A 21,424-nucleotide genomic window follows, 5' to 3' on the forward strand; every position below is an offset into this window, starting at 1 on the left:
TCAGGCGAAATATTGCAGCATGGCCGCAATCACCGTGCGCTGGGTGTCGTCGGTCATGTTGTAGAACAACGGCAGTCGCACCAGACGTTCACTTTCTTTGGTCGTGAAACGATCGACACCAGAGAAACGACCAAAATCTTCACCCGCCGGACAGGCGTGCAGCGGGATGTAATGGAATACAGTCAGGATATCCGCCGCTTTCATGTGACGAATAAACGCGTCGCGGTCTTCGATATCGTTCAGGCGGACATAGAACATGTGGGCGTTTTGCACGCAATCTTGCGGAACTGAAGGCAACTGAACGCGGCCAGCGTCGGCCAGATCCTGCAACGCTTCGTAATACTCATTCCAGATGCTCAGACGGCGCTGGTTAATCTTTTCAGCGGCATCGAGATTTCCCCACAGATACGCGGCCTGTAAATCGGACATCAGATAACTGGAACCGATATCACGCCAGGTGTATTTATCCACCTGCCCGCGGAAGAACTGACTGCGGTTAGTGCCTTTTTCGCGAATGATTTCAGCGCGGTCAATCAGCGCCGGATCGTTAATCAGCGTTGCCCCGCCTTCGCCACCCGCAGTGTAATTTTTGGTTTCGTGAAAACTGAAACAGCCGATATGACCTATAGTGCCCAGCGCTTTGCCTTTATAAGTCGACATCACGCCCTGCGCCGCATCTTCCACCACAAACAGACGATGCTTTTCGGCCAGCGCCATAATGGTGTCCATTTCACAAGCCACACCGGCGTAATGCACGGGAACAATGACTTTCGTTTTCTCAGTGATCGCCGCTTCAATCAGGGTTTCATCGATATTCATGGTGTCCGGACGGACATCAACAAACACGATTTTGGCTCCACGCAGTACGAACGCATTAGCGGTCGAGACAAAGGTGAAGCTCGGCATGATCACTTCGTCGCCGGGCTGAATGTCGAGCAATAACGCCGCCATTTCCAGAGAAGCGGTACAGGATGGCGTCAGCAACACTTTCGGGCAGTTAAAACGTTGTTCAAACCACTTCTGGCAGCGCAGGGTAAATCCGCCATCGCCACACAGTTTGCCGCTGCTCATTGCCTCGCGCATGAAATCAATTTCAGTACCCACAATCGGTGGCGCATTAAAAGGGATCATCGTTTCACCTGTACAACCAGTACGCCGTGCGGGTGACTTTGCCACCGCTGGCGAGATAAAGATTCAAGGCCGCGAGATTGCCGGTTTGGGTGGCGACATACAATCGCGACACGCCCTGTTCAGCACACCATTTTTTCGCAGCCACCATTAACTTTTTGCCCGCTCCCTGCCCCTGACACTCAGGTCTGACAGCCAGCAGGCCGATTCTTACGTCATCTTCGGACAGACGTCGCAGCGTGACAAAACCCAGTTCGTTGCCCTGTTCATCGTCTGCCCACAGGCAAAGGTGATCAAAGGTGCCGAGAACCGCTTTTTCTGCCCACATCGTGTAAAAACGTGCGCTGTCATCCGGCTGATACCAGGGTGCGCGAAAACGACTGAGGCGAAATGCCTGACGGGCAATTGCGGTCACACCGGCAATGTCTTCCGGAATGGCCAGACGCCCGGCCGCCAGCGCGTTATCCTGCGGCGTCACCGTCACGCAAATGTCCGTTTCACCTTCTGCCAGCCGGAAACCCAGCGCCGAAAGCGCATCCAGCGTGTGCGTTTCTGACGCATCCACTTTCGCCTGCACCAGCGCATAGTCATCCAGCGCCTGTGTCGTGATGCCAGTCGCTGTGGTGTCCGGTGTCAGTCGCGCGCTTTTCAGCCCGAAGAATTCACTCTCCCAGACCAGCGGTTCAAGCACGCCGCGCAACGGCTGGTTTATCGCCATACGCCTTTGGTATCCACAATCCAGGACTGCTGGATCTGATCGGCGGGGATCGCTTTAAACGATTTATGATCGACCAGCATCACCAGCAGATCGGCTTCTTTCAGCGCACGATCAACAGGCTGTAGCGTGACTTTGTCCGCGAGTGACGCCGGAAGCTGATGCACGTTAGGTTCAACCGCCCAGGTTTCACCTGAATGCCAGTCAGCAATCAGATGGGTCACTTCAACTGCCGGACTTTCGCGGAGATCGTCAATATTCGGTTTAAAAGCCAGCCCGAAGCAGGCGATTTTGATATCAGCAGCACGCTTGCCGGTCACGGTAAGGCAATCCGCCAGCGCCGCTTTCACACGGTCAACGACCCAGTGCGGTTTGCTGTCGTTCACTTCACGCGCCGTGCGGATCATGCGCGCCAGCTCAGGGTTTTGTGCCACGATAAACCACGGATCAACTGCGATACAGTGGCCGCCGACACCCGGACCGGGTTGTAAAATATTCACGCGCGGATGGCGGTTCGCCAGACTAATCAGTTCCCAGACGTTAATCCCCTGCGCATCACAAATCAGCGACAGCTCGTTCGCAAAGGCAATATTCACGTCACGGAAACTGTTTTCGGTCAGCTTGCACATTTCAGCGGTGCGGGAATGGGTGATCACACATTCGCCTTCGAGGAAAATGTTATACAAGTCACTGGCTCGCTGTGAACACACCGAAGTCATGCCGCCAATCACGCGGTCATTTTTAATCAGCTCAACCATCACCTGCCCAGGCAAAACACGTTCAGGACAGTAGGCGACGTTGATATCAGACTGCTCGCCGGCCTGCTGAGGGAAGCTCAGATCAGGGCGGGCTTCTGCCAGCCACTGCGCCATTTGCTCTGTCGCACCGACCGGTGAAGTGGATTCCAGAATAATCAGATCGCCTTTTTTCAGAACCGGCGCCAGCGAGCGGGCGGCAGATTCGACGAATTTCATATCCGGCAAATGATCGCCCTTAAATGGCGTCGGTACGGCAATCAGGAACGCATCAGCCGGTTCAGGCTGCGTCGTTGCGCGCAGGAAACCGTCTTCAACCGCACGCTTTACCAGCACATCAAGGTCTGGCTCAACAATATGGATAGCGCCGCGGTTAATGGTTTCCACGGCGTGCTGATTGATATCCACACCCACCACTTTTTTCTGACGGGAGGCGAAAGCGGCGGCGGTAGGTAAACCGATGTAACCCAGGCCAATAACAGAAATAGTGTCAAAACTCATTGTGATACCCAATGATTTTTCAAAGCGTCAAGAATGTGGCGACAGGCATGCCCGTCCCCGTAAGGATTGTGCGCCCGGCTCATGCTGTTGTATTCGTTTTCATCGTTCAGCAGGCGATTCACTTCCTCTACTATTTTCGCGGGATCTGTCCCTACCAGCCGCACCGTTCCGGCATCAACCGCTTCCGGGCGTTCGGTAGTTTCACGCATCACCAGCACGGGCTTGCCCAGCGACGGCGCTTCTTCCTGCACGCCACCGGAATCGGTGAGGATCAGATACGCTTTATCCATCAGATAGACAAACGGCAGATAATCCTGCGGATCAATCAGAACAATATTATCAATGCCTTGCAGAATGCGGTTCACCGGTTCACTGACATTCGGATTGAGATGAACCGGATAAACGATTTGTACGTCGGGATGCTGACGGGCGATGTCCGCTAAAGCCGAGCAGATGCGCTCAAAGCCTTCCCCGAAACTTTCACGACGGTGGCCGGTGACCAGAATCAGCTTTTTAGCGGCATCAAGGAACGGGTAGCTATCCGCCAGTTGCTGAGCCAGCGACGCATCACTGCTAAAGCGATCACGCACCCACAGCAGCGCATCAATCACGGTATTGCCGGTGACAAAAATGCCCTGCGGAGCAATATTTTCCTGCTGCAAATTTGCGCGGGCGTTTTCCGTCGGTGCGAAATGCCACTTAGCCAGATGCCCGGTCAGCAGACGGTTGCCTTCTTCCGGCCAGGGAGAAGAGAGATCGCCGGTACGCAATCCGGCCTCAACATGACCGACAGGGATCTGGTGATAAAACGCAGCAAGGCTAGCCGACAATGTCGTCGTCGTGTCGCCATGCACCAGAACAACATCAGGCTGGAATTCATCCAGCACAGGCTTCAGCCCGGTCAGGATGCGGCTGGTAATTTCCGTCAGCCCCTGCCCCGGTTTCATGACGTTAAGATCATAATCCGGTGTAATTTCAAAGAGGCGTAATACCTGGTCGAGCATTTCACGGTGCTGGGCCGTGACACAAACTTTGGATTCAAATGCCGCATCCTGCGACAAAGCGAGCACCAGCGGGGCCATTTTAATGGCTTCCGGACGGGTGCCGAAAATCGTCAACACTTTCACAATGTGTTTCTCTTATTTTTACGGCGAGTCAGGGCCACGCCAGCCCCGATGAGACCACCGACAATGCCCCACATAATCATCAGTAATACCCTGCGGGGACTGTCACGTTTTACTGGCTCTTCCGGCGTTCTCAGATAACGATAGGTCTGGAATTTCGCGGTGAGCGTAGGGCCGACATTCAGTGTTGAAAGCATCGCGCGGTTCTGGTCGTAATCAAGATCAAACCCCGGACCTGAAGCCTGCAATAATTCCAGACGGGCTTTCAACATCGGCACGCCCAGCAGGAACATATCGGAATTCGGCAGTTCTTCGGCAGGCGTATCGGTCACGCTTTTATTGATATTTTGCTGCTGAGCTATCTTAAGTGCCTGTTCAGTGGTGTTTGTCGTGCGGGCGAAAACAGCCTGCGCCACGGCTTCCTGACGCTTCACCTGGGCTTTCATGGACTGTGTACGAGCCGCCCATGCGCCTTCCAGTTCATCATATATATGCTGTGCCGCGCGATGACTGGCGAAATCAACATACTGACGCAGCAGCTTATTGGCGTCGGTGGCGTTTTCCGCTGTCAGCTTAACAATATCATTCGGCACTTTTGCCGCATCACGCGCCGTAAACTGAATGTCGTTGATCAGTTCATCGAGCAGAACGGCATCGGCACGCGGGTCATTCTCCTGACGCTGCTTGTAATAAGGACTTTGCATCCAGAAATCGCGGCGTGTGTCGTACGCTGCCAGCTGCATAACAAACTCGTTATACGCCTCATCAGAAATCGCCGGACGGTTAACGTCCGATTGCGGCGCATTACGGATATCTAAATTGCGCAGGAACTGCGCCTGGGAGAAATAGGAAGACAGATTATTTACTGTCGGGCGGTCAGTGATCGCCGTGGAACTCCACTCCTGTTTCATCAGATAAGATGAACCCAGTGCCACCAAAGCAAACAGTATCGCCAGGCCAGCAATCCAGAATTTACCGTTCCATAGCGTGCAGCACAGGCCGCGAATATCGAGTTCATTCTCGATGTCGTGTTCGTTCTGGTTTCTGATCATTTCTGGTTTATCCACAGCCAGTATGCCCCTGCTTAAGAGAGTGATTATTGATTAGAGGAACGGCGCAAACGCCTTTTAATACGTTTAATAAACCGCGCCACACGCCAGGCGTGCTTGATGCAGATGCCATACAACAGGAAGGCAACAAAAAATAAGGCCAGCATGACCCATTCGGGGACGAAACTCAGGTGCTCGCCAATCACGCCGACGCCCGCGAGGAGCGCTGCCGCTAATGTGATCAGAACAAAGGCCTGCCGGGAAGTAAAACCTGCCCGCATGATCAAATGATGAATGTGCTGGCGGTCAGCAGAGAACGGGCTCATTCCTTTGCGCAAGCGGCGGTACATGATGGCAACCATGTCCATCAGCGGAATGGCGATAAGCCACAGCGCGGTCACCGGATTCATCGGATGGGATTCGCCTTGCGTACTTTGCAAAAGGATCCAAATCACGGTGAAACCAATCAGCGTGCTGCCCGCATCGCCCATAAAGACTTTATAGCGCGGCCCCAAAACACCCAGATTGAGCAAAATATAAGGAACGATGGCGGCAATCATCGCAAAGCACCAGAGCGCCAGCTCCATATGTCCGCTGTCATACATGATGATGCCTAATGAGCCGAAGCTGACACAAGACAGGCCGCCCAGTAATCCGTCGATACCATCGACCATATTGAAGGCATTGATAGCGGCCCATACGGCAAACAGTGTGATGAGATAGCCAAACGGACCTAATACCATTTCCCACGGGCCAATCAGATGGCCGAGGCTGCGCAGATCGAGGTTAGCGAAACTCATCATCGCGATAGCGACGACGGCCTGAACCATGGCACGGGTTTTGACACTGATATCGTAACGGTCGTCCAGCGCACCGACGAGCACCAGCAAACCGGCGCAGGCAAGATAAAGCTTGCCATGTGGAATGGTGTAATTGGTGATCAGAAAGGCAAAGCAAACGCCTGCATAGACAGAAATGCCGCCCACCAGCGGGATCAACCCCTGGTGACGTTTACGAAAATTGGGTTTATCAACGAGTCCTATTTTATTCGCAACCTTCCGGGCAACGAACAAAAAGAGGAATGAAAATACGAAGACAACAGCTAGCTCAGTACTCATATTGAGTAAATTCACAGTTAAGAGATCTCTTCTGCAAAAATAAGGTGCGGGGGATAGAAAACATCATAAACCTCACAGCCTTAAATCATATCCTATGGTGACAGTTATGGTTTTGTCTCGGGCAAGACCTTATCTGCTGCCATTTCTCGGGCAATCTACCGACAAAGTAAAGAAAGGGCATGTGAAAAACCATCAGCTATTATCCTAATAGTCTGACCATCTTTCCAAAGTAGCATTATGGTAGCTACCAAAAGCAAAAAACGCCACGACTGAGCGTGGCGTTAGACTGAGTTTTACACCAAATTACGACCGTTTCATCATGTCGAAGAAGTCGTCATTGGTTTTGGTCATGGCGAGCTTATTGATGAGGAATTCCATCGCATCAATCTCACCCATTGGATGAATGATTTTACGCAGGATCCACATTTTTTGCAGCTCTTCAGACGTGGTCAGCAGCTCTTCTTTACGGGTACCTGAGCGGTTGTAGTCAATCGCAGGGAATACCCGTTTTTCAGCGATTTTACGCGCCAGATGCAGTTCCATGTTGCCGGTACCTTTGAATTCCTCATAGATAACTTCATCCATTTTAGAACCGGTATCGACCAGCGCCGTAGCGATGATAGTCAGGCTTCCGCCCTCTTCCACGTTACGTGCAGCACCGAAGAAACGTTTTGGACGGTGCAGGGCGTTGGCGTCCACACCACCGGTCAGGACTTTACCTGACGCTGGAACCACGGTGTTGTAGGCACGCGCCAGACGGGTGATGGAGTCCAGCAAAATGATCACGTCTTTCTTATGCTCAACCAGACGCTTCGCCTTCTCGATAACCATTTCGGCTACCTGAACGTGACGGGATGCCGGTTCGTCAAAGGTAGAAGCGATAACTTCGCCTTTTACCAGACGTTGCATCTCGGTCACTTCTTCCGGACGTTCGTCAATCAGCAGAACCATCAGTACGCAATCAGGATGGTTGTACGCAATGCTGGTCGCGATGTTTTGCAGCAGCATGGTTTTACCGGCTTTCGGCGGTGCAACAATCAGACCACGTTGGCCACGGCCAATCGGAGAGGCTAAGTCGAGTACGCGAGCGGTCAAATCTTCTGTTGAACCGTTACCACGTTCCATACGCAGACGTGAATTTGCATGCAGAGGGGTTAAGTTTTCGAACAGGATTTTGCTGCGAGCGTTTTCGGGTTTGTCGTAGTTAACTTCGTTAACTTTCAACAGGGCAAAATAACGTTCACCTTCTTTAGGTGGGCGGATTTTACCGGAAATGGTGTCGCCAGTGCGAAGGTTGAAGCGGCGGATTTGGCTTGGTGATACGTAGATGTCGTCGGGGCCTGCGAGGTAGGAACTGTCTCCGGAGCGGAGGAAACCAAATCCATCCTGCAATATCTCCAGTACGCCATCACCGAAGATGTCTTCTCCGCTTTTCGCATGCTGCTTCAATATTGAAAAGATAATGTCTTGCTTGCGCATGCGGGCCTGGTTTTCCAGTCCCATATTTTCGCCGAGTGCAATCAGGTCAGAGACCGGCGTATTCTTTAATTCGGTAAGATTCATAATGGTGGGTTCTTAAACTCGGGGTATGTCTCGAACATCTGTCGTGAATGGGTATGGCAGGGTCATCCATGCCTGTTTATTGTATGACACTTAAATAACAGCCCAGAAATCCAGCCGCAGGCAGTCGCACGCGGGCGATTCTTGAGGGGTAATGCTGATATTGAAGGTGTCTTAAAGCCGATTTTGTCAAAACCGTTAGATGGTCAAGCACAGTGCCAGTTCAATTTAATTATTATTCAAAGAAACTTTATAGGCAGATGTTTTTGACACAACAGAGTAAAACGTAAGAATCAAACTACAGGTAAGCTCTATTTGCAGTAAGCGTAAACTTAGCACGCTTCTTGACAGGCGTCTAGCGGACAATGTGAAAAACACGGCAGCCCGCTAAACACCTGGCTTGGGTCATCCGGACCTATTACAGATTAGCTGTTAAGAACTCTTTCAGCTGACCTTTCGACAGTGCGCCAACTTTAGTTGCTGCGACTTCGCCGCCTTTAAATAACAGCAGGGTAGGAATACCACGGATGCCGTATTTAGGTGCAGTACCTGGGTTTTCATCGATATTCAGTTTCGCGATGGTCAGCTTGCCTTCGAACTCAGTGGCAATTTCATCCAGAATTGGAGCGATCATTTTGCATGGTCCGCACCACTCTGCCCAAAAATCGACCAGCACCAGCCCTTCGGCTTTCAATACGTCGTTGTCGAAACTGTCATCGGTCAGGTGAATAATTTTATCGCTCATGTTTACTCCAAAGGATTATCTTTACCTTGTTGATGTAGCATTAACCAACATCAGGTTGACTTTATTTCACCGGATACGCTTTCGTAAAGCAATAGTTAGCTGATATTCTACCACACTATGAGCAAAACACACTTGACCGAACAGAAGTTTTCCGACTTCGCCCTGCACCCGCTGGCAGTAGAAGCCCTTGAAAAGAAAGGGTTCCATTACTGCACGCCTATTCAGGCATTGGCATTGCCGATCACGCTCGCTGGGCGTGATGTTGCAGGTCAGGCGCAAACCGGTACCGGCAAGACGCTGGCTTTTCTAGCGTCTACTTTCCATTATCTGCTTTCTCACCCTGCTGCGGAAGGTCGTCAGACTAACCAGCCGCGTGCCTTGATCATGGCACCTACGCGTGAACTCGCGGTGCAGATCCACTCCGACGCCGAAGCATTATCTGAATCTACCGGACTGAAACTAGGTCTGGCCTATGGCGGCGACGGTTACGACAAACAGCTTAAAGTGCTGGAGAGCGGCGTGGACATCCTGATTGGAACCACTGGCCGTTTAATCGATTACACTAAACAGAACCATATCGACCTGGGCGCAATCCAGGTAGTGGTGCTGGATGAAGCAGACCGCATGTTCGATCTGGGCTTCATCAAAGATATCCGCTGGTTGTTCCGCCGGATGCCACCTGCTAATCAACGCCTGAACATGCTGTTCTCAGCAACCCTTTCCTATCGTGTGAAAGAACTGGCGTTCGAAAACATGAACAATGCCGAGTCGATTGAAATCGAACCGGAACAAAAAACCGGTCACCGTATTCAGGAAGAACTGTTCTATCCTTCAAACGAAGAAAAAATGCGCCTGTTACAGACGCTGATTGAAGAAGAATGGCCAGACCGTTGCATTATCTTCGCGAACACCAAACACCGCTGTGAAGACGTCTGGGGCCATCTGGCTGCCGATGGTCATCGCGTTGGCTTGCTGACCGGCGACGTTCCGCAGAAAAAACGTCTGCGCGTTCTGGAAGATTTCACCAAAGGCACGATCGATATTCTGGTGGCGACTGACGTTGCTGCCCGTGGTTTGCACATTCCTGCCGTGACGCACGTCTTTAACTATGACCTGCCTGACGACTGTGAAGACTACGTACACCGCATTGGCCGTACCGGTCGCGCGGGACTGAGCGGTCATTCCATCAGCCTGGCCTGTGAAGAATATGCCCTGAATCTGCCGGCGATTGAAACGTACACCGGCCACAGCATTCCGGTCAGTAAATACAACAGCGATGCGCTGTTAACTGATTTGCCTCCTGCAAAACGTCTTGCCCGCTCGCGTACCGGTAACGGCCCGCGTCGCAACAGCAATTCGTCTTCACGTCGCAGCAGTGCACCACGTAGCAACCGTAAACGTCCGGGCTGATAACCTATGCTAAGCTCCACCTCACTGTATGCAGCGATTGATCTGGGCTCTAACAGCTTTCACATGCTGGTTGTTCGTGAGGTGGCAGGCAGTATCCAGACCCTCGCCAGAATTAAACGCAAAGTGCGTCTGGCAGCCGGTCTGGATAAGCAAAACCTGCTTTCTCAGGATGCGATGCAGCGCGGATGGCAATGCCTGAAGCTATTTTCTGAAAGATTGCAGGATATCCCCCGCGACCAAATCCGCGTCGTTGCTACCGCAACGCTGCGGCTTGCCAGTAATGCCGACGAATTTCTGGGTAAAGCGCAGGAAATCCTTGGCTGTCCGATTCAGGTCATCACCGGTGAAGAAGAAGCGCGTCTGATTTATCACGGCGTTGCCCATACGACGGGCGGCCCGGATAAGCGTCTGGTGGTTGATATTGGTGGCGGCAGCACAGAGCTGGTCACCGGTGTCGGCGCGCAGGCCACCACGTTGTTCAGTCTTTCCATGGGCTGTGTGACCTGGCTTGAGCGTTATTTTGCTGACCGCAATCTGGCCAAAGAAAACTTCGATCAGGCTGAACAGGCCGCGATCGACATGATCCTGCCTGTTGCACCTGAGCTGATTGCCAATGGCTGGCAGATTTGCGTCGGGGCTTCCGGAACCGTGCAGGCATTGCAGGAAATCATGGTCGCTCAGGGCATGGATGAACGCATCACGTTGCCTAAACTTCAGCAACTCAAACAGCGCGCCATACAGTGCGGCAAACTGGAAGAGCTGGAGATTGAAGGCCTGACTCTTGAACGTGCGCTGGTTTTCCCCAGCGGACTGTCCATTCTGATCGCCATTTTCAAAACGCTGAATATCGAAACCATGACACTCGCTGGCGGTGCGCTGCGTGAAGGTCTGGTTTACGGCATGCTGCATTTGCCGATTGAACAGGATATTCGTCAGCGTACGCTGCGGAATCTGCAACGCCGTTACCTGCTCGATAATGAACAGGCCGAACGCGTCGCTCAGCTGGCAGAGAATTTCTCGCTGCAGGTGGCTCAGGAATGGAAACTGGATGCCCGCGCCCGAGACTTACTCAACAGCGCTTGCCTGATCCACGAAATCGGACTGAGTGTCGATTTCAAAAAAGCGCCGCATCACGCCGCGTATCTTATTCGTCATCTGGATTTGCCGGGCTTCACGCCTGCGCAGAAAAAGCTGCTGGCGACGCTTTTGCAAAATCAGAATGGCACGCTGGATTTGCCGCTGCTGAATGAGCAAAACGCTGTACCGCCGCGTCAGGCTCAGCGTCTTTGCCGCATTATGCGACTGGCGATTATCTTTGCCAGCCGCCGCCGCGACGACACATTGCCTGCGGTGCGTTTACGCGCCAATGATGATGAGCTGAGTGTGATTGTGCCACAGGGCTGGCTGGAACAGCATCCGTTGCGCGCTGAAGAGTTAGAACAGGAAAGCCACTGGCAGAGTTATGTCCACTGGCCGATGTTTATCGAAGAACAGTAAACGTTCATTTGAAAATCATGAAAAAAGCAGAGACCTGAGCGATTGGCCTCTGCTTTTTTGTGGTTCATGTTTAAGATCTGATAATTAAAGTCTGACGACTAATTGCCGCCCTTGGCTTTCGCCAGCTGTTCGCGAATTTTCTCCAGATGGCTTTGCCCTTTCACCATGCGCTCCTGGGCGCTGACCACCTTACGTTCACTTTCCCACGCCAGATCGTCCTGCGGTAATTCCATCAGGAAGCGGCTCGGTTCCGGGCGCATCAGCTCGCCGTACTGGCGGCGCTCGCGGCAAAGGGTAAACGTCAGCTCTTTCTGCGCACGGGTAATACCCACATACGCCAGACGCCGCTCTTCATCCACGTTATCTTCGTCAATACTGCTCTGATGCGGCAACAGCCCTTCTTCCATGCCGACCAGATAGACATACGGGAACTCCAGCCCTTTTGAGGCGTGCAGCGTCATCAGCTGAACCTGATCCAGCTCTTCATCATTCTCGCCACGTTCCATCATGTCGCGCAGCGTAAAGCGCGTGACTACCTGAGTGAGCGTCATCGGCTCATCCAGATCGGTGCCTTCCAGCATTTCTGTCATCCAGCTGAACAGCTGATTGACGTTTTTCATGCGCATTTCTGCCGCTTTCGGACTCGGCGAGGTTTCGAACAGCCAGCTTTCGTAATCAACGCCGTGGATCAAATCCCTGACGGCAGCGACCGGTTCACGTTCTGCCAGCTCGGAAATATTGCCCATCCAGTGCGTGAAACGTTGCAGGGATTCCAGGCCACGACCGGTCAGAGACTGACTCAGTCCCATATCAAAACTGGCTTTGAACAATCCTTTGTTACGCTGATTCGCCCACTCCCCCAGTTTCTGCAACGTAGCCGCACCGATTTCACGGCGTGGCGTGTTAACGATACGCAGGAAAGCGCTGTCGTCATCGGGATTGGTCAGCACACGCAGATAGGCCAGCAGGTCTTTAATCTCCGGTCGGGAGAAGAAGGAAGTGCCGCCGGAAATACGGTACGGAATGCGGTTCTGCATCAGCATTTTTTCAAACAGGCGCGACTGGTGATTACCGCGGTATAAAATTGCGTAATCGCCATACGCTGTTTTATTGATGAAGTGATGAGCGATCAGCTCACCCACGACGCGTTCCGCCTCATGGTCTTCATTATTCGCTGTCACCACTTTCAGTGACTCGCCATAAGCCAGTTCAGAGAACAGACGCTTCTCGAACACATGCGGGTTATTGGCGATCAGAATGTTGGCAGCTTTCAGAATACGCTGGGTGGAACGGTAATTCTGTTCCAGCTTGACGACCTGCAACTGCGGGAAATCTTCTTTCAGCAGCACCAGGTTTTGCGGCCGTGCGCCACGCCAGGAGTAAATCGACTGGTCATCGTCGCCTACCACCGTAAAGCGTGCGCGGTTGCCGACCAGCAGTTTCACCATCATGTACTGGCTGGTGTTGGTGTCCTGATATTCATCGACCAGCAGATAACGCAGCTTGTTCTGCCAGCGCTCACGCACTTCTTCATTACTTTGCAGCAACAGCGTCGGCAGCAGGATCAGGTCGTCGAAATCGAGAATATTACAGGCACGCATATGGTCGTGATAAAGGCTGTAGCAGTGCGCGAAGATCTGATCGCGTTCCGATCGCGCCAGACCGGCGGCATGAGAAGGATCAACCAGATCGTTTTTCCAGTTGGAGATCGTCGATACCAGTTGCTGCAATAACGTTTTATCGTTCTCCAGCCATTTCTCGCTCAGTTCTTTGAGCAGCGCCAGCTGGTCCTGATCATCAAATAAAGAGAAGTTAGATTTCATGCCCAGCGCGGCAAATTCGCGTTTGATGATCTCCAGCCCGAGCGTATGGAAGGTGGCAATCAGCAAGCCCCGCGCCTCTTTGCGCCCGAGGGTTTGTCCGACACGCTCTTTCATTTCGCGTGCGGCTTTATTGGTAAAGGTGACGGCCGCGATGTGACGTGCCTGATAACCACATTCACGGATCAGGTGTGCGATTTTATTGGTAATGACCCGGGTTTTGCCGGAGCCAGCCCCCGCCAGAACCAGGCAGGGTCCGGTGACGAATTCGACGGCGTTTTGTTGGCTGGGGTTTAATCGCATGGCGTATTTTTGCTCACCTGATAGACAAGGACGGCGATTGTAGCAGAAACGTCGGCTGAGATTGACTGGCTTTACAGCGCAATTTCTTATCCCGGAACGCAGGCCGGATTCCCCCTGCGCCGTTTCAGATGTTACATTACGCGTCTGGAAACACTCTCGCAAAAAAGGTCTTATCATGGCAAAAACTGCCGCAGCAATGCACATCCTGGTAAAGGAAGAAGCACAGGCGCTTGATCTTCTGGAACAACTGAAGAACGGTGGCGATTTTGAGAAACTGGCTAAGAAGCATTCTACCTGCCCGTCAGGTAAGAAAGGCGGCCATTTAGGTGAATTCAAGCAAGGCGCAATGGTGCCGGCTTTCGATAAAGTGGTTTTCTCAGCACCACTGATCGAGCCACAAGGCCCGCTGCACACTCAGTTCGGTTACCACATCATTAAGATTTTGTACCGCAACTAAGTTTTGCTTCAGCCAGAACCAAAAGAAAGGGCACCGCATTTTCATGCAGTGCCCTTTTTATTTATCTTCCGAAAACCCTAAATAATTCGAGTTGCAGGAAAATCTTAACTCGCGACGGCGATACGCTTCATATCGGTCATATAGCCACGCAGAGTACGGCCGATAGACTCAATCGGGTGGTTGCGAATGGCTTCGTTAACATCACGCAGCTGCGCGTTATCAACCTGCATTTCAGCCACAGATTTGCCCAAATCGCCCGCCTGCAGCGTGGTCATGAACTCTTTCAGCAACGGCACGGCAGCGTTAGCGAACAGGTAGTTACCGTATTCAGCGGTATCAGAGATAACCACGTTCATTTCGTACAGACGCTTACGCGCAACGGTGTTGGCGATCAGCGGCAGTTCGTGCAGTGATTCGTAGTAAGCCGATTCTTCGATGATGCCGGAAGCCACCATGGTTTCGAAGGCCAGCTCAACGCCCGCTTTCACCATCGCAATCATCACAACACCGTGGTCGAAGTATTCCTGCTCGGAAATTTTACCGTCGAACTGTGGTGCGTTTTCGAACGCAGTTGCGCCCGTTTCTTCACGCCAGGTCAGCAGGTTTTTGTCGTCGTTCGCCCAGTCAGCCATCATGCCGCTGGAGAATTCGCCGGAGATGATGTCGTCCATGTGTTTCTGGAACAGTGGCGCCATGATCTCTTTCAGTTGTTCGGACAGCGCATAAGCACGCAGTTTCGCCGGGTTAGACAGACGATCCATCATCAGCGTGATACCGCCTTGTTTCAGCGCTTCGGTGATGGTTTCCCAGCCGAACTGCAGCAGTTTTTCTGCGTACGCTTCATCAACACCGTCAGCAACCAGTTTGTCGAAGCACAGCAGAGAACCCGCCTGCAACATACCGCACAGGATAGTCTGCTCGCCCATCAGGTCAGATTTCACTTCGGCTACGAAAGAAGACTGCAGAACGCCCGCACGGTGGCCGCCGGTAGCTGCTGCCCAGGCCTTAGCAATCGCCATGCCTTCGCCTTTCGGGTCGTTTTCCGGATGAACCGCGATCAGTGTTGGTACACCGAAACCACGTTTGTATTCTTCACGCACTTCGGTGCCCGGGCATTTCGGCGCAACCATCACTACGGTGATGTCTTTACGGATTTGCTCGCCCACTTCAACGATGTTGAAACCGTGGGAATAGCCCAGCGTTGCGCCGTCTTTCATCAGAGGCTGAACCGCTTTAACCACCGCGCTGTGCTGTTTGTCTGGCGTCAGGTTAACCACCAGATCCGCTTGCGGGATCAGTTCTTCGTAGGTGCCGACTTTAAAGCCGTTTTCGGTCGCTTTACGCCATGAAGCACGCTTCTCAGCAATGGCTTCTGCACGCAGGGTGTAAGACACATCCAGACCGGAATCACGCATGTTCAGACCCTGGTTCAGGCCCTGTGCGCCACAGCCTACAATCACCACTTTTTTACCTTTGAGATAGCTGGCTTCGTCCGCGAATTCATCGCGACCCATGAAGCGGCATTTGCCCAGTTGTGCCAGCTGCTGACGCAGGTTCAGTGTGTTGAAATAGTTAGCCATGTGTTGCTCCGTTCTATCGAGGTAAGTGCTGTTATTTTTTGTTTCACCGGTGAGCTGGTGAACGCCGTGAATTCACTATATGTCATGTGACACATTGCTTAAATTGATATATTACGAAGATGACATTGCAGATTATGCAATACTCTCAATCAGTCATCTTTAACGCCAAAGAGCCGGACATTCTTTATGGACTTACGTGATCTGAAACTGTTTTTACATCTGGCGGAAAGCCGCCATTTCGGGCGTTCGTCGAAGGCGATGCATGTCAGCCCGTCCACGTTATCGCGCCAGATCCAGCGGCTGGAGGAAGAACTCGGCCAGCCGTTATTTCAGCGAGATAACCGCACCGTACAACTGACAAGTGCAGGCGAACAACTCAAAAACTTTGCCCAGCAGACGCTGCTGCATTACCAGCAACTGCGCAGCGGGTTGGATCAGCATGGCCCGACGCTGAGCGGCGAACTGCACCTGTTCTGCTCAGTCACCGCCGCCTACAGCCATTTACCGCCGATCCTTGACCGTTTCCGTGCGCAGCATCCGCTGGTCGAAATCAAACTGACCACCGGCGACGCCGCGGATGCGGTTGAAAAAGTCCAGTCCACAGAAGCGGATCTGGCGATTGCCGGTCGTCCGGAAAGTTTACCGGGCAGCGTCGATTTCACGCAGATCGGCGAAATCCCGATGATCCTGATTTCCCCTTCGCTGCCTTGCGCGGTGCGTACGCAAGTCAGCGAGCCACATCCGGACTGGTCACAAATCCCGTTCATCCTGCCGGAACACGGCCCGGCGCGAAAACGTATCGACATCTGGTTCAAACGCAACCGCCTGAGCAATCCGCAGATTTACGCCACGGTGTCCGGCCACGAAGCCATTGTGTCGATGGTCGCGCTCGGTTGCGGGATCGCGCTTATTCCGTCGGTGGTGGTCGATAACAGTCCGGAGCCGGTACGCAACCGTATTTCTGTTCTGGATAACGTCACGCTCGGCGCACCGCTGGAGCTGGGCGTCTGCGTGCAGAAAAAACGTCTGAACGAACCGCTGATCGACGCGTTCTGGCAGTTACTCTGAGCAATCGCCGGATAAAAAAAGGGGCACTTTTCAGGTGCCCCTCTGAGTCTAGCCCGCTAAAAAGAAGCGGAACGCCGGATTATCACTTTCGTTGTGACAGTCATAGCCCAGCGCAGACAGGTTCTGTTCGAACTCCGGCTCTTCTTCATTCAGCTCAAACGCCGCCAGCACGCGACCAAAATCAGTGCCATGGCTGCGGTAATGGAACAGCGAAATATTCCAGTGCGTGCCCAGCGTGTGCAGGAATTTCAGCAAGGCACCCGGAGATTCCGGGAATTCAAAGCTGTAAAGCCGCTCGCGCAGAGGCTTGGTCGGACGCCCGCCCACCATGTAACGCACGTGAAGTTTCGCCATTTCATCGTCGGACAAATCCACAACCTGATAACCGTCGTGATTCAGTTCGTCGATGATTTCCTGACGCTCTGCATGCCCGCGCGTCAGACGCACACCCACAAAAATGCAGGCGTTGTCCGCATCGGCATAACGGTAGTTAAACTCCGTCACCGAACGGCCACCCAGCAGCTGACAGAATTTCAGGAAGCTGCCTTTGCGCTCAGGAATGGTCACCGCCAGCAGCGCTTCGCGTTGTTCGCCCAGCTCGCAGCGTTCTGACACATAACGCAGACCGTGGAAATTCACGTTTGCGCCGGAAAGCACATGCGCCAGACGCTCGCCCTGAATATTGTGCTGCTGCACGTATTTCTTCAGCCCCGCCAGCGCCAGCGCGCCGGAAGGTTCAGCAATTGCACGCACGTCTTCGAACAAATCTTTTACTGCGGCGCAGATGGAATCGCTGTCGACAGTGATCACGTCATCGAGATATTCGCGACACAGACGGAAGGTTTCGTTGCCGATTCGCTTCACCGCCACGCCTTCTGCGAACAACCCGACACGCGCCAGATCCACCGGTTCACCAGCGTCCAGTGCCGCGCGCAGACAGGCTGAATCTTCGGCTTCAACGCCGATCACCTGAATCTGCGGCATCAGCTGTTTGATAAGCACCGCCACACCGGCTGCCAGACCACCGCCACCGACGGGTACGAATACGCGATCGAGATGCGCATCCTGTTGCAGCAGTTCCATCGCCAGCGTGCCCTGTCCGGCGATCACCGCCGGATGGTCGAACGGTGGCACAAACGTCATGCCCTGTTCCTGCGATAGCGTAATCGCTTTGGCTTTCGCCTCATCGAAATTCGCACCATGCAGCAGCACTTCGCCGCCGAAATTACGCACGGCATCCACTTTGATATCGGCTGTCGCTACCGGCATCACAATCAGAGATTTGATGCCTTTTTTGGTTGCCGACAATGCGACGCCCTGTGCGTGGTTGCCCGCTGACGCCGTGACGACGCCGCGTGCGGCCTGCTCTTCGGTCAGGCTGGCAATCATCGAATACGCACCGCGCAGTTTAAAACTGTGGACGGCCTGACGATCCTCCCTCTTCACCAGAATGGTATTACCCAGCCGGGAAGAGATCTTTTCCATGACCTGCAAAGGCGTCACCTGCGCGACTTCATAAACCGGCGCACGCAACACGGCACGCAGATATTCTGCGCCGCACGGCTGGTCGGGTAGAGGTTGTGATACCGCCATGACTGTCAGCCTCCCAGCTTAGACTTGTCGCGTACTGCGCCTTTGTCCGCGCTGGTTGCCAGCAATGCGTAAGCACGCAGCGCCAGAGAAACCACACGTTCACGGTTTTTCGGCGTCCAGGCTTTGTCGCCACGCGCCAGTTCGGCTTCGTGACGCGCTGCCAGTTCCGCCGCAGGAACGTCCAGCACCATTTTGCGGTTTGGAATATCGATGTCGATGATGTCGCCATCTTCCACCAGCGCAATCAGGCCGCCGCTGCCCGCTTCCGGAGAAACGTGGCCGATGGACAGACCGGAGGTACCGCCGGAGAAACGACCGTCGGTGATCAGCGCACACTCTTTGCCCAGCCCCATGGATTTCAGATAGGTGGTCGGATACAGCATTTCCTGCATGCCCGGCCCGCCTTTCGGCCCTTCGTAACGGATAACTACCACGTCGCCGGAAACCACTTTGCCGCCGAGGATCGCGGAAACGGCATCATCCTGGCTTTCGTAAACTTTGGCCGGACCACGGAAAGTCAGGTTGGATTCATCCACGCCTGCGGTTTTAACGATGCTGCCCGCTTCGGCGATGTTGCCGTAAAGCACAGCCAGACCGCCGTCTTTACTGAAAGCATGTTCCAGAGAACGGATACAGCCTTCGGCGCGGTCGTCATCGAGCGTATCCCAGCGGCAATCCTGTGAGAACGCCTGGGTAGTACGGATACCTGCCGGACCGGCGCGGAACATTTTTTTCACCGCTTCGTCTTTGGTCAGCATGATGTCGTACTGATCCAGCGTCTGGTTCAGGGTCAGGCCGAGAATGTTTTTCACGTCGCGGTTCAGGAGATTGGCGCGATCCAGTTCGCCCAGAATAGCCAGCACGCCACCGGCACGGTGAACGTCTTCCATGTGGTATTTCTGTGTGCTCGGCGCAACTTTACACAGGTGCGGGACTTTGCGTGACAGACGGTCGATGTCGGTCATGTCGAAGTCGATTTCGCCTTCCTGCGCGGCAGCCAGCAGGTGAAGAACGGTGTTAGTCGAGCCGCCCATCGCGATATCCAGGATCATGGCATTTTCGAATGCAGCTTTGCTGGCGATGTTGCGCGGCAATGCGCTTTCATCGTCTTTTTCGTAATAACGTTTGGTCAGCTCAACGATGCGGCGACCGGCGTTCAGGAACAAATCGCGGCGATCAGCGTGCGTTGCCAGCAATGAACCGTTACCCGGCTGAGACAAACCCAGCGCTTCGGTCAGGCAGTTCATCGAGTTGGCGGTAAACATACCGGAACAGGAACCGCAGGTCGGACAGGCAGAACGTTCGATTTGTTCGCTGTCGGCATCGCTGACGTTCGGGTTTGCGCCCTGAATCATCGCATCGACCAGATCGAGTTTGATGATTTTGTCTGACAGTTTGGTTTTACCGGCTTCCATCGGACCACCGGAAACAAAGATCACCGGAATGTTCAGGCGCAGTGAGGCCATCAGCATTCCCGGGGTGATTTTGTCGCAGTTGGAAATACAGACCATGGCATCGGCACAGTGCGCGTTAACCATGTATTCCACGGAGTCCGCGATCAGCTCGCGAGAAGGCAGTGAATACAGCATGCCGCCATGACCCATGGCGATCCCGTCATCCACGGCGATAGTGTTGAACTCTTTCGCCACGCCGCCAGACGCTTCGATTTGCTCGGCAACCAGTTTACCCAGATCGCGCAAATGCACGTGGCCCGGTACGAACTGGGTGAATGAGTTGACGACGGCAATAATCGGTTTGCCGAAATCGTTATCCGTCATGCCGGTGGCACGCCATAAAGCGCGGGCGCCAGCCATGTTGCGACCATGTGTCGTGGTGTGGGAACGGTACTTAGGCATGCTCTGTTCACTCCAAATCATTTCTGTTTAGCAGGCAACGATATCGCTGCCTGCTGAATTTCTAATTTATCCTCATCATTACCCTAAATCATTCGGGTTGCAGCAAGGCGGCAACTGAATGAATCCCCGGGAGCTTACTCAGGTAAGTGACCGGGGTGAATAAAGGCAGCCAACGCAGAAGCTGCCTGAAGGATGACGGGTAATTACTGTGGGTTGATTGGATCCAGCCAACCCCATTTATCTTCGGTTTTGCCGGTGAACAGGCCGAAGAACGCATCCTGAATTTGTTTGGTGACCGGACCACGTTTGCCGATGCCAACCTGAATGCCATCGACGCTGCGAACTGGCGTGATTTCTGCGGCAGTACCGGACATGAAGACTTCGTCAGCCAGATACAGGGATTCACGGGACAGAACTTGTTCGCGAACTTCCAGACCCATGTCTTTCGCCAGTTTAATAATCGCGTCACGGGTGATACCCGGCAGGGCGGAAGAGGTGAACGGAGGTGTAAACAGAATGCCTTCTTTCACTTCAAACAGGTTCTCGCCTGCACCTTCAGAGACATAACCGTGAACGTCCAGCGCGATACCTTCCTGATAACCGTGGCGACGTGCTTCGCTGCCGACCAGCAATGAGGACAGGTAGTTACCACCGGCTTTCGCGGCAGTTGGAATGGTGTTGGCGGCAACGCGGTTCCAGGAAGACACCATTGCGTCAATGCCCTGCTCCAGCGCTTCTTCGCCCAGATACGCGCCCCAAGGGAAGGCGGCGATGATCACGTCAGTTTTGTAGCCGTCCGGCGGGTTAACGCCCATACCCACATCGCCGACAAATACCAGCGGACGAATATACGCGCTGACCAGATTATTTTTGCGCAGAGTCTCGCGGCAAGCTTCCATCAGCTCATCCACGCTCTGAGAAACCGGCATACGGTAGATTTTTGCGGAATCGCGCAGACGCTGCATGTGTTCACGGTGACGGAATACGACCGGGCCTTTATGGGAGTCGTAGCAACGCACGCCTTCAAATACGGATGTGCCGTAATGCAGTGCGTGTGACATGACGTGAACCTTCGCTTCTGCCCACGGAACCATCTCGCCATTGAACCAAATGTAATCAGCTTTCTTCGTCATTCTTTCGTTCCT

At 53.4% G+C, this 21,424-nt stretch carries 17 protein-coding genes; 4 read left to right on the plus strand and 13 right to left on the minus strand.

The annotated features are described in order from the left end of the window. The 8 genes from rffA to trxA form a co-directional block, all read right to left on the minus strand. Positions 1-1,131 carry a dTDP-4-amino-4,6-dideoxygalactose transaminase gene (gene rffA, locus ACM615_RS21375; protein ID WP_129637839.1) on the minus strand — a complete coding sequence of 377 codons (1,131 nt, stop codon included), beginning with the start codon at positions 1,129-1,131 and terminating at the stop codon, positions 1-3. 4 nt (positions 1,132-1,135) lie between these two features. Continuing rightward, positions 1,136-1,846, minus strand: a complete 711-nt coding sequence (rffC, locus tag ACM615_RS21380) for a dTDP-4-amino-4,6-dideoxy-D-galactose acyltransferase (RefSeq protein ID WP_192878660.1) — start codon at positions 1,844-1,846, stop codon at positions 1,136-1,138. Beyond that, positions 1,837-3,099 carry a UDP-N-acetyl-D-mannosamine dehydrogenase gene (gene wecC / locus ACM615_RS21385; protein ID WP_113878104.1) on the minus strand — a complete coding sequence of 421 codons (1,263 nt, stop codon included), beginning with the start codon at positions 3,097-3,099 and terminating at the stop codon, positions 1,837-1,839. Before wecC ends, rffC begins: the two co-directional genes overlap by 10 nt. Beyond that, positions 3,096-4,226 carry a non-hydrolyzing UDP-N-acetylglucosamine 2-epimerase gene (wecB, locus tag ACM615_RS21390; RefSeq protein ID WP_113878105.1) on the minus strand — a complete coding sequence of 377 codons (1,131 nt, stop codon included), beginning with the start codon at positions 4,224-4,226 and terminating at the stop codon, positions 3,096-3,098. The genes wecC and wecB overlap by 4 nt, the downstream gene beginning before the upstream one ends. Continuing rightward, positions 4,223-5,275, minus strand: coding sequence for an ECA polysaccharide chain length modulation protein (gene wzzE / locus ACM615_RS21395; protein ID WP_431012500.1), 1,053 nt, complete (start codon positions 5,273-5,275; stop codon positions 4,223-4,225). The genes wecB and wzzE overlap by 4 nt, the downstream gene beginning before the upstream one ends. 44 nt (positions 5,276-5,319) lie before the next feature. Then, positions 5,320-6,405, minus strand: a complete 1,086-nt coding sequence (gene wecA / locus ACM615_RS21400; protein WP_129637835.1) for a UDP-N-acetylglucosamine--undecaprenyl-phosphate N-acetylglucosaminephosphotransferase — start codon at positions 6,403-6,405, stop codon at positions 5,320-5,322. 288 nt (positions 6,406-6,693) lie between these two features. After that, the gene (gene rho / locus ACM615_RS21405) at positions 6,694-7,953 is read right to left on the minus strand and encodes a transcription termination factor Rho (protein ID WP_013577536.1); all 1,260 of its coding nucleotides are present in this window, start codon (positions 7,951-7,953) and stop codon (positions 6,694-6,696) included. 415 nt (positions 7,954-8,368) lie between these two features. Next, positions 8,369-8,695: a thioredoxin TrxA gene (gene trxA, locus ACM615_RS21410; protein WP_013577537.1), complete on the minus strand. Its 327-nt coding sequence runs from the start codon at positions 8,693-8,695 to the stop codon at positions 8,369-8,371. A gap of 117 nt (positions 8,696-8,812) precedes the next feature. Between trxA and rhlB the strand changes: the two genes are divergently transcribed. Together rhlB and gppA are read left to right on the plus strand one after the other, a co-directional pair. Then, positions 8,813-10,105, plus strand: a complete 1,293-nt coding sequence (rhlB, locus tag ACM615_RS21415) for an ATP-dependent RNA helicase RhlB (RefSeq protein WP_112290300.1) — start codon at positions 8,813-8,815, stop codon at positions 10,103-10,105. A 6-nt stretch (positions 10,106-10,111) separates the two neighbouring features. Then, on the plus strand, positions 10,112-11,602 hold the full coding sequence (gene gppA, locus ACM615_RS21420) for a guanosine-5'-triphosphate,3'-diphosphate diphosphatase (RefSeq protein ID WP_112290299.1): 1,491 nt from the start codon (positions 10,112-10,114) through the stop codon (positions 11,600-11,602). A gap of 98 nt (positions 11,603-11,700) precedes the next feature. Here the strand turns inward: gppA and rep are convergent, their stop codons facing one another. Next, positions 11,701-13,725, minus strand: coding sequence for a DNA helicase Rep (rep, locus tag ACM615_RS21425; RefSeq protein WP_431012495.1), 2,025 nt, complete (start codon positions 13,723-13,725; stop codon positions 11,701-11,703). 175 nt (positions 13,726-13,900) lie between these two features. Here rep and ppiC point away from each other — a divergent pair, with 175 nt between their 5' ends. After that, on the plus strand, positions 13,901-14,182 hold the full coding sequence (gene ppiC / locus ACM615_RS21430) for a peptidylprolyl isomerase PpiC (RefSeq protein ID WP_015690589.1): 282 nt from the start codon (positions 13,901-13,903) through the stop codon (positions 14,180-14,182). 104 nt (positions 14,183-14,286) lie between these two features. Here ppiC and ilvC read toward each other — a convergent pair whose 3' ends face one another. Continuing rightward, positions 14,287-15,762: a ketol-acid reductoisomerase gene (ilvC, locus tag ACM615_RS21435; RefSeq protein WP_431012496.1), complete on the minus strand. Its 1,476-nt coding sequence runs from the start codon at positions 15,760-15,762 to the stop codon at positions 14,287-14,289. Positions 15,763-15,948: 186 nt separating this feature from the next. Between ilvC and ilvY the strand changes: the two genes are divergently transcribed. After that, positions 15,949-16,830: an HTH-type transcriptional activator IlvY gene (gene ilvY, locus ACM615_RS21440; protein ID WP_112290295.1), complete on the plus strand. Its 882-nt coding sequence runs from the start codon at positions 15,949-15,951 to the stop codon at positions 16,828-16,830. A 48-nt stretch (positions 16,831-16,878) separates the two neighbouring features. On the opposite strand, the gene ilvA is transcribed toward ilvY, so the two are convergent. The 3 genes from ilvA to ACM615_RS21455 form a co-directional block, all read right to left on the minus strand. Next, positions 16,879-18,423, minus strand: coding sequence for a threonine ammonia-lyase, biosynthetic (gene ilvA / locus ACM615_RS21445; protein ID WP_113878109.1), 1,545 nt, complete (start codon positions 18,421-18,423; stop codon positions 16,879-16,881). A 5-nt stretch (positions 18,424-18,428) separates the two neighbouring features. Then, on the minus strand, positions 18,429-20,279 hold the full coding sequence (ilvD, locus tag ACM615_RS21450; protein ID WP_112290317.1) for a dihydroxy-acid dehydratase: 1,851 nt from the start codon (positions 20,277-20,279) through the stop codon (positions 18,429-18,431). Positions 20,280-20,482: 203 nt separating this feature from the next. Further along, positions 20,483-21,412 carry a branched-chain amino acid transaminase gene (locus tag ACM615_RS21455; RefSeq protein ID WP_095924174.1) on the minus strand — a complete coding sequence of 310 codons (930 nt, stop codon included), beginning with the start codon at positions 21,410-21,412 and terminating at the stop codon, positions 20,483-20,485. Positions 21,413-21,424 lie beyond the last annotated feature (12 nt).

Source organism: Rahnella sp. PAMC25617 (assembly GCF_050606005.1).
Classification (GTDB): Bacteria; Pseudomonadota; Gammaproteobacteria; order Enterobacterales; family Enterobacteriaceae; genus Rahnella; species Rahnella variigena.